This is a genomic window from Pantanalinema sp., from assembly GCA_036704125.1.
Classification (GTDB): Bacteria; Cyanobacteriota; Sericytochromatia; order S15B-MN24; family UBA4093; genus JAGIBK01.
The window spans coordinates 66,235-73,909 of the sequence record DATNQI010000028.1 but is presented as its reverse complement, the minus strand read 5'-3'; the positions used below and the strand labels follow the sequence as shown (position 1 = coordinate 73,909).

The window sequence follows — 7,675 nt, the reverse complement described above, 5'->3', positions numbered from 1 at the left end:
CCACCCCCGACCCCGCCCCACCGGGGGGCGGGGGGAAGAGGGCAAAAGCGGCTGAGCGTGGCCCGCAGGGCCGCGGGCTCGCTTTCGAGCGAAAGGCCGGGGATGCGCGTGGCGCGATCGTTCAGGGCGACCAGGGCCCGCGCGATCGAGTCGAGGTGGGACGGGCCGTACACCCTCCGGGGCAGGGCGATGCGCAGCAACTCGACCCCCTTGCGCCCCTCGAACTGCCCCTTGACCATCATCCCGCGCACGCCCGACTCCAGGTACAGGGCCGCGGCGAGGGCGTGACCCGGATGCGCCTGTCTGCCGAGGTGCGGCAAGAAGGCCTCGGCGTCCACGAACACGGCGTGTCCGCCGATGGGGGCGATCACCGGGAGGCCCGCCGCCAGGAGGCGCTCGCCAAGCTCTTTCACCTGGAGGATGCGGTGCGTGACGGTCGCATCATCTCGCATCTCCGCGATGCCGCAAGCCATGGCCAGCAGGTCCCGGTTGGCTAGCCCCCCCGAGGCCGGGTACCCCACCAGTCGCTCGGAGATGCGCCAGGCGCGCTCGGCCACCGCGGGGTCCCTGAGCGCGAGGAAGCCGCCGATGTTGGTCATCAGGTCCTTCTTCGCGCTCACCGTGACCCCGTCCGCGCAGGCCGCGATCGCCCGCAGGAGGTCCGCGATCGTCCGGCCCCCCATCCCCTCCTCGCGCTCGCGGATGAACCAGGCGTTCTCCACGGCCCGGGTGGCGTCCAGGTAGAGGGGAAGGCCGTGGCGATCGGCGATCGCCTTGACCGCCTCCAGGTTCGAGAGCCGCACGGGCTGGCCGCCCGAGGCGTTGACCGTCACCCCGAGGTTCAGGTAGGCGATCCGCTCGGGGCCGTGCTCCTGGATGGCCGCCTCCAGCCTGGCGAGGTCCACGTCGCCCTTGAAGGGGTGCGGCTCGCCGGGCCGGAAGGCCGCCTCGAGGCTCACGTCCACGAAGCGCCCCCCGCAGCGCAGGATGTGGGTCTGGGTCGTGGTGAAAGGCTGGTTGCCGATGACGACGGCGCGCCCATCTCGGATGAGGGCCTCCGAGAGCAGGGCCTCGGCGCCTCGCCCCTGGTGGGCGGGCAGGACGTGCGGGTAGCCGTAGGCCTCGCGCACCGCCGTAGCGAAGCGCGCGTAGGCGTCAGATCCCCGGTACGCCTCGTCGGCGGCCACCATCTCGCCCCAGGCGCGATCGCTCATGGCGTTGGTGCCGCTGTCGGTGAAGCAATCGATCGCGGCATCCTGCGCGCTCAGGTGGTACAGGTTGTAGCCGGCTCGCTCGAGCGCGGCTTCTCGCTGGGCGCGCGAGAGCGGTGGGGTCAGTTCGACGACCCTGGCGCGGTACGGGACGGTGGCGCCCGTGAGCGGGCGCGGAGGCGCGAAGCTCGAGTCGATGGGGGCGAAGCGAGGCTCGCCGGGAGGCAGGCCCTCGAAGGTGCCCGCTAGCGACAGGGGGGGCAGGGCCTCGCGCTGCGCGTGGAGCGCGAGCACCCCGCTCGCGGCCCAGTCGAGCTGCGCCTCGTCGTGGCTGCGCGCGGGGAGGGCCAGCCGCACCAGGCGTCGTTCCCGGCCCCGGTCGTCGAGGGTGTCCACGGCTGCGGTGCGCACGCCCGAGATGACGTACAGCCAGGCGGTGATGGCCGCCGAGGCCGTGGCGCCGAGGCCCGGCGCGAAGCGACTCGCGTCGAGGAAGACGGCATGGCCGCCCGCTGGCGTGACGAGGGGCACCCCGCCTTCCGAGAGGCGCTGGGCCAGCCGGGCGATGAGCGCGGCGCGGTGAAAGAGGGCCGCATCGTCGAACGCCTCCTCGAGCCCGATGGCGAGCGCCTCCATGTCCCGGCCGGCCATGCCGCCGTAGAAGGGCATCCCCTCGAAGACGATGCAGTGCCTGCGCAGCCGCTCCATGGCGCCCCGGTCCGCGGTCGCGATGAGGCCCCCCACGCTCGAGAGGCCCACCTTCTTGCCGCTCAGGTAGAGGTAGTCCGCGCAGGCGGCGACTTGCCGGGCGATGACGGCTGCGGCGAGATCCGCCGCTTCTGCCTCGTGGCGGCGGATAGTCCAGGCGTTCTCGTGCAGGCGGCTCGCGTCCACGACCACGGGGAGCCCGCGTGAACGGGCCCATGCGCTGACGCGGCGCAGATTCGCGAGGCTCACGGCCTGCCCGCCGATGGGCTCGCTCGTCATGGCGAGCCACACCACCCCCGGCGCGTGCGCCTCGCCATGGGCGGCCTCGAGCCGCTCGAGGTCGAGATCGCCCTTGAAGGCCGCGCTTGACGCGAAGTCCCAGGCCGAGGCGACGCCGACCTCGTGGAAGCTGGCCTGGGCGTGGGCGATGATGCGGCGGGTGGTCGCGTGCAGGGCGTTGCCGAACACCCGGGTGCCGGGGTTCAGGAGGTGCTGGGCGAGCAGGTTCTCGGCCGCTCGGCCCTGGTGCGCCGGCACGGTGAAGGGCAGGCCGAAGCGCGCGTAGACGCTCGCTTCGAGGGCGGCGAAGCTGCGCGAGCCGGCGTAGGCCTCGTCGCCGCGCCCCATGGCGCTCCACTGGCGATCGCTCAGGGCGGCCTGCCCCGAGTCGGTCAGCAGGTCGAGGGGAACGGCCACGCTCGGCAACCGGGCGACGTTGTAGCCGGCTTCCTCGATGAGGCGCAGCCGCTCGGCGGGCGATGGCAGGCCGACGGGGCGGACGATCTTGTTGCGGTAAGGTGCAGGGAGCATCATCCTGACTATGATACGCTCGAATGGACGCATCCGTCAGCGAAAAGCCCGTCACCGAAGAGGAGCCACGATGAAACTGCAGGGACACACGGCGCTCGTCACCGGCGCGAACCACGGCATCGGCAAGGCCATCGCCCTGGCCTTCGCCGAAGAGGGCTGCGACGTGGCGATCAACTACGCCCACGACCGCGAAGCGGCCGAGGCCGTCGTGGCCGAGATCGCGGCCATGGGGCGCCGGGCGATCGCCCTGCAGGCCGACGTGTCCGACGCCATCGAGGTCCGCCGGATGGTCGAGCAGGCCGAGGCCGCGCTGGGGCCCGTCGATCGGCTCGTGAACAACGCCGGCATCGTGCTGCGGGCGACCCTCTTCGACATCACCCCCGAGATGTGGGACCGGGTCATGGCCGTCAACGCCAAGGGCGTCTTTCTGGTCTCGCAGGCGGTCGCCCGCGGGATGATGGCCCGCCAGGGCGGGGTGATCGTCAACATCTCGTCCATGCGCGGAGTGGAGGGCGCCGAGAGCTCGATGCACTACGCCGCCTCCAAGGCGGCGGTGATTTCGCTGACCAAGTCCTTCGCCCGCGAGCTCGCCCCCAAGGTGCGGGTCAACGCGATCGCCCCCGGCTACGTGGACACCCGCATCCAGGCGGAACTCTCGGCCGAGAAGCGGCACGCCATCGAGCAGGGCACTCCGCTCAAGCGCTTCGGCCTGAGCGAGGACATCGCCCGGACGGCGGTCTACTTCGCGAGCGACGATTCCGCCTACGTGACCGGGCAGACGCTGCTGGTCGACGGCGGCCGGGTGATCTGCTAGGCGCCCAGGTAATCGAAGGCCGCCTGCAGAACCACCTTGGCGCCCACGGCGAGCCCGTCCTCGTCGATGTCGAAGCGGGGGTGGTGGTGCGGGTTGTCGAGCCCCTTCTCGGGATTCGCCGTCCCGACGAAGAAGTAGCAGCCGGGCACTTCCTGGAGGAAGAAGGCCATGTCCTCGCCGCCCATGCTGGGCTCGGCCTCGACGACGTGGTCCGTACCCAGCACCTTGACGGCAGCCTGGCGCACCAGCTCGGTCATGGCCGGATCGTTGACGGTGGCGGGGTAGACCCGGTGGTAGTCCAGCTGGTAGGTCGCTCCCATGGCACGGGTGATGCCGCCCACGACCTCCTCGATGCGCCGGGGCAAAAGGCTGCCCACCGCCGGCGAGAAGGAGCGCACCGTGCCCGTGAGGGTGACGGTCTGGGCGATGATGTTGTGGCGCTGGCCGCCGTGGATGGATCCGAGGGTCACCACCGCCGAGTCCAGGGGCGAGACGTTGCGCGAGACGATGGTCTGGAGCGCGCCGATCACCTGCCCGGCGACCGTGATCGCATCCACCGAGAGGTGCGGCATGGCCCCGTGGCCGCCCTTGCCCTCGATCACGAGCTTGAACTCGTCGGTGTTGGCCATGACGGGCCCCGAGCGCACCCCGACCATGCCAACGGGCTGGGAGTTCCAGACGTGGAAGCCGATGGCGGCATCCACCTTGGGGTGGTCCATCACCCCCGCCTCGATCATGGGCTTGGCGCCGCCGGGGCCCTCCTCGGCCGGCTGGAAGACCAGCTTGACCGTGCCTTTGAACTCGTCTCGACGAGCGCAGAGGATCTTGGCGACCGCCAGCAGGATGGCCATGTGGGCGTCGTGCCCGCAGGCGTGCATCACCCCGTCGTGCGTCGAACGGTAATCGTGGGTGGAGAGCTCGTGAAGCGGCAGGGCGTCGATGTCCGCGCGCAAGAGAAGGGTCTTGCCCGGGCTTGCCCCCTCGATGCAGGCGACCACTCCCGTTCCGACCATCGTCGCGACCGAAAGGCCGTACCCTTCGAGGATCTCGACCAGGCGCCGGGCGGTGCGGACCTCCTGGAACCCCAGCTCGGGATGGCGGTGGAACTCGCGCCGGTGCGCGATCAGCTCGGGGGCGAGGGCGTCGACGGCTTGAACGAGGGTGGCCGGCATGGTGACCTCCTTGGTAAGCGCGGGCTGACGGTCAGCTGGGGTAACGCTTTTTTAACCGAAGGATAGCATTTGGTGGGGGAGGTTGTATAATCGAGATCCGCCCCAACACTGAACATTTCTAGCGAAACATAGAAGGGACCGACCAGATGGCTGACAAGACGCAAGCATTCCCGGACAACGTCCCGGGCAAGTACTACGTCGATGACACCTGCATCGTCTGTGGCGCGTGCGAAGCGGCCGCCCCGGACAACTTCAAGCTCTCCGACGACGGTAGCCACGACGTGGTCTTCAAGCAGCCCGTGGGTCCCGACGAGGAGCAGGCCTGCCAGGAAGCGCTCGAAGGCTGCCCTGTCGGCTCCATCGGCGACGACGGCGAGTAACCCGTTCGACCGTGCGGCGCCCCCTCAAGGGGGCGCCGTCGTGCTTATGACTCGATGCTGTGGACCAGCTTTCCGAGCTCCGAGGGGCTCACCCCGAACTTCTCGCCGATCAGCCGCCGGATCTCCGCGAGGCTCTGCCGGGTGGAAGTGCTCACCAGCAGGAACGCCTTGCGCGAGAGCGCCGCGCTGTCCGGGTGCGCGTCGAGGATGCGCACGCTCGCATCGGACGGGCGCCCAACGTTGCGAAAGATGTCGCCCGTCAGGACGTCGAGGTAGTAGCCGGGTTCGCAGGCGATCTCGGGATAGCTCTTGAAGTCGCTCTCGCTGGCCCACTTGACCTTGATTCGCGCCATCGCCTACCTCCTGCTCGCGTTCGAGCCGGGCCGAGCATAGGCCGCCGCGCCGCGCCGGGCAAGAGTCGAGGGAGTCTTCCGCTATAATGAGGTGTTCCGCTTCCACCTCGAGGCTTCCGATGACCCGACCCGCGCCAGCCCCGCTTCAGCCGATCCACCTCGAAAACCCTCATCTGCGCCTGTCGGTCGTCCCGGAGGCGGGGGGCAAGATCGCGAGCCTCGTGGACCGCAGCACCGGGCGCGAGTGGCTCTGGAGCAACCCTGCTCTTCCCCTGCGCGCCCCGGCTTACGGAAGCTCGTACGTGCTGGATCACGACTCGGGCGGGTTCGACGAGTGCTTCCCGGCGATCGCCGAGGGCGCCTTCCCCAGCGCGCCGTGGCAGGGGGTCGAGATCCCCGATCACGGTGAGCTGTGGGGCCTCTCGTGGGACTGTCGGCGCGACGGCCTCTCGCTTGCCATGGGGGTGGACGGGGTGCGCTTCCCCTACCGCTTCGAGCGGACGCTGACCCTCTTGCCGGATGCCGCGGCGGTGCGCCTGGCCTACCGGGTCATCAATCGCGCGCCCTTTCCCTTCCCCTTCGTGTGGAGCTCGCACCCGCTGCTTGCGATCGCGCCGGGCATGCGGCTGCTCTTGCCGGAAGGGACCCCCCTGCGCGTCTTCGGCGCCTCGGATCCAGCGCTCGGCGACCTCGGCGCACCGCTGCGCTGGCCGCTCCTCCAGCACCTGGACCTCGCAACCGTTCCCGGTCCCGAGGCGGGCTACGCCGTCAAGCTCTTCGGTCCTTCACCCGAGCGCGGCTGGGTCGGCCTGCACGACCCGGCCACGCGCTCGACCCTGCGCTTCGAGTACGATCCGCTCACCATCCCGCACCTGGGCCTCTGGCTCAACATGGGAGCTTGGTCGCCCCGCGAGGACCGGGCGCCCTACTTCAATCTCGGCATCGAGCCTTGCATCGGGGCGGGGGACGACCTGGCGCTCGCCGTCCGGCGCTACCGCGCGCACGGGGTGATCCCGCCCAGGGGCGAGCGCGAATGGAGCATGACCGTTCGCCTGGTACAGGAGACCCTGGCATGACCAAGACGCTGTTGACGGGCGGGAGCGTCTCGACCCCCGCGGGCATCCAGGAGGGGGCCGAGGTCCTGATCGAGGGCGATCGCATCCAGGCGGTGGGGACGGCCCTTTCGCGCCCCTCAGGGGTTTCGATCGTCGACGTGGAGGGCGCCTTGATCGCGCCCGGCTTCATCGACGCCCACATCCACGGCGGCCTCTCGTTCGACACCATGGACGCCAATCCCGAGGCGCTCTTCGCGATCTCCATGCACCTCGCCCGGCACGGGGTGACGGCCTGGCTGCCGACCACCGTGGCCTGCGAGGCGACCCTGCTCGATCGCATCCTTTCGGCCGTCGGCGCGGCCAAGGCCGCCGAGCCGACCGGGGCCCGGATCCTCGGCGCCCACCTCGAGAGCAACTTCCTCTCGCCCAGGTACAAGGGGGCCCAGCCCGCCGAGTGCCTGCGCCCCACGGGGGATCCGGAGCTCCGGGCGGTGCTCTCGCGCCACGCGGGGACCATTCGCCTGCTGACGCTCGCCCCAGAGCTCGAAGGGGCAGACGGCCTGATCCGCGAGCTGGTCGCCTCGGGGGTGGTGGTCTCGGTGGGCCACACCGATGCGACCTACGACCAGGTCCTCTCGGCCGTGGAGGCCGGAAGCTCGCGCTTGACCCACCTGTGCAACGCCCAGCGGGGCTTCCACCACCGCGAGCCGGGGGTGCTTGGAGCGGGCCTCGTGTGCGATGCGCTCTTCACCGAGGTGATCGCCGATCTCGAGCACGTCCACCCGGCGGGCCTCACCATCGCCTACCGCTGCAAGGGCCCCTCGCGCCTGATGCTCGTCTCGGACGCGGTCCGGGGTACGGGCCTGCCGCCCGGAGAATACGAGCTCGGAGGGCAGACGACGTTCCTCGACGGCCGCACCTCGCGCTTCGCGGACGGGACCATCGCGGGCTCGGTCATCACCCTGGATCGGGCCGTGAGGAACATGGTCCGGACGGTGGGGGTGCCCCTGCACGAGGCGATCGCCATGGCGAGCGACGTGCCGGCCCGCTCGCTGGGGCTCTCGGACCTGGGCCGGGTCGCGCCGGGCTACCGGGCGGATTTGGTCGTGCTGTCCGGCGCCCTCGAGGTCCGCGCCACCTACGTGGCGGGCCGACGCGTCCACCAGGCCTGA

At 70.6% G+C, this 7,675-nt stretch carries 7 protein-coding genes; 4 read left to right on the top strand and 3 right to left on the bottom strand.

What is annotated here, in order from left to right; translation table 11 throughout:
- On the bottom strand, positions 1-2,729 hold a 2,729-nt coding region (locus V6D00_04460), incomplete at its 3' end, for a tryptophanase (GenBank protein HEY9898413.1).
- 70 nt (positions 2,730-2,799) lie between these two features.
- Between V6D00_04460 and V6D00_04455 the strand changes: the two genes are divergently transcribed.
- Positions 2,800-3,543 (top strand): 3-oxoacyl-ACP reductase family protein, encoded by a 744-nt coding sequence (locus V6D00_04455; protein HEY9898412.1) that lies wholly within the window; start codon positions 2,800-2,802, stop codon positions 3,541-3,543.
- Here V6D00_04455 and V6D00_04450 read toward each other — a convergent pair.
- Entirely contained in the window at positions 3,540-4,715 is a 1,176-nt protein-coding gene (locus V6D00_04450) for an amidohydrolase (GenBank protein HEY9898411.1), read from the bottom strand. The genes V6D00_04455 and V6D00_04450 overlap by 4 nt on opposite strands.
- A gap of 146 nt (positions 4,716-4,861) precedes the next feature.
- On the opposite strand from V6D00_04450, the gene V6D00_04445 reads away from it, so the two are divergent.
- On the top strand, positions 4,862-5,095 hold the full coding sequence (locus V6D00_04445; protein ID HEY9898410.1) for a ferredoxin: 234 nt from the start codon (positions 4,862-4,864) through the stop codon (positions 5,093-5,095).
- Between the two features lie 44 nt (positions 5,096-5,139).
- On the opposite strand, the gene V6D00_04440 is transcribed toward V6D00_04445, so the two are convergent.
- Positions 5,140-5,448, bottom strand: a complete 309-nt coding sequence (locus V6D00_04440; protein ID HEY9898409.1) for a hypothetical protein — start codon at positions 5,446-5,448, stop codon at positions 5,140-5,142.
- Between the two features lie 119 nt (positions 5,449-5,567).
- Here V6D00_04440 and V6D00_04435 point away from each other — a divergent pair, with 119 nt between their 5' ends.
- Positions 5,568-6,524, top strand: coding sequence for a DUF5107 domain-containing protein (locus V6D00_04435; protein ID HEY9898408.1), 957 nt, complete (start codon positions 5,568-5,570; stop codon positions 6,522-6,524).
- A complete protein-coding gene (nagA, locus tag V6D00_04430) occupies positions 6,521-7,675 on the top strand; it encodes an N-acetylglucosamine-6-phosphate deacetylase (protein HEY9898407.1) in 1,155 nt (384 codons plus the stop codon). Before V6D00_04435 ends, nagA begins: the two co-directional genes overlap by 4 nt.

Coding starts and splice junctions, on each gene's coding strand:
- V6D00_04440 (HEY9898409.1), bottom strand. CDS start 5,448: ATGGCGCGAATCAAGGTCAAGTGGGCCAGCGAGAGCGACTTCAAGAGC.
- nagA (HEY9898407.1), top strand. CDS start 6,521: ATGACCAAGACGCTGTTGACGGGCGGGAGCGTCTCGACCCCCGCGGGC.
- V6D00_04450 (HEY9898411.1), bottom strand. CDS start 4,715: ATGCCGGCCACCCTCGTTCAAGCCGTCGACGCCCTCGCCCCCGAGCTG.
- V6D00_04445 (HEY9898410.1), top strand. CDS start 4,862: ATGGCTGACAAGACGCAAGCATTCCCGGACAACGTCCCGGGCAAGTAC.
- V6D00_04455 (HEY9898412.1), top strand. CDS start 2,800: ATGAAACTGCAGGGACACACGGCGCTCGTCACCGGCGCGAACCACGGC.
- V6D00_04435 (HEY9898408.1), top strand. CDS start 5,568: ATGACCCGACCCGCGCCAGCCCCGCTTCAGCCGATCCACCTCGAAAAC.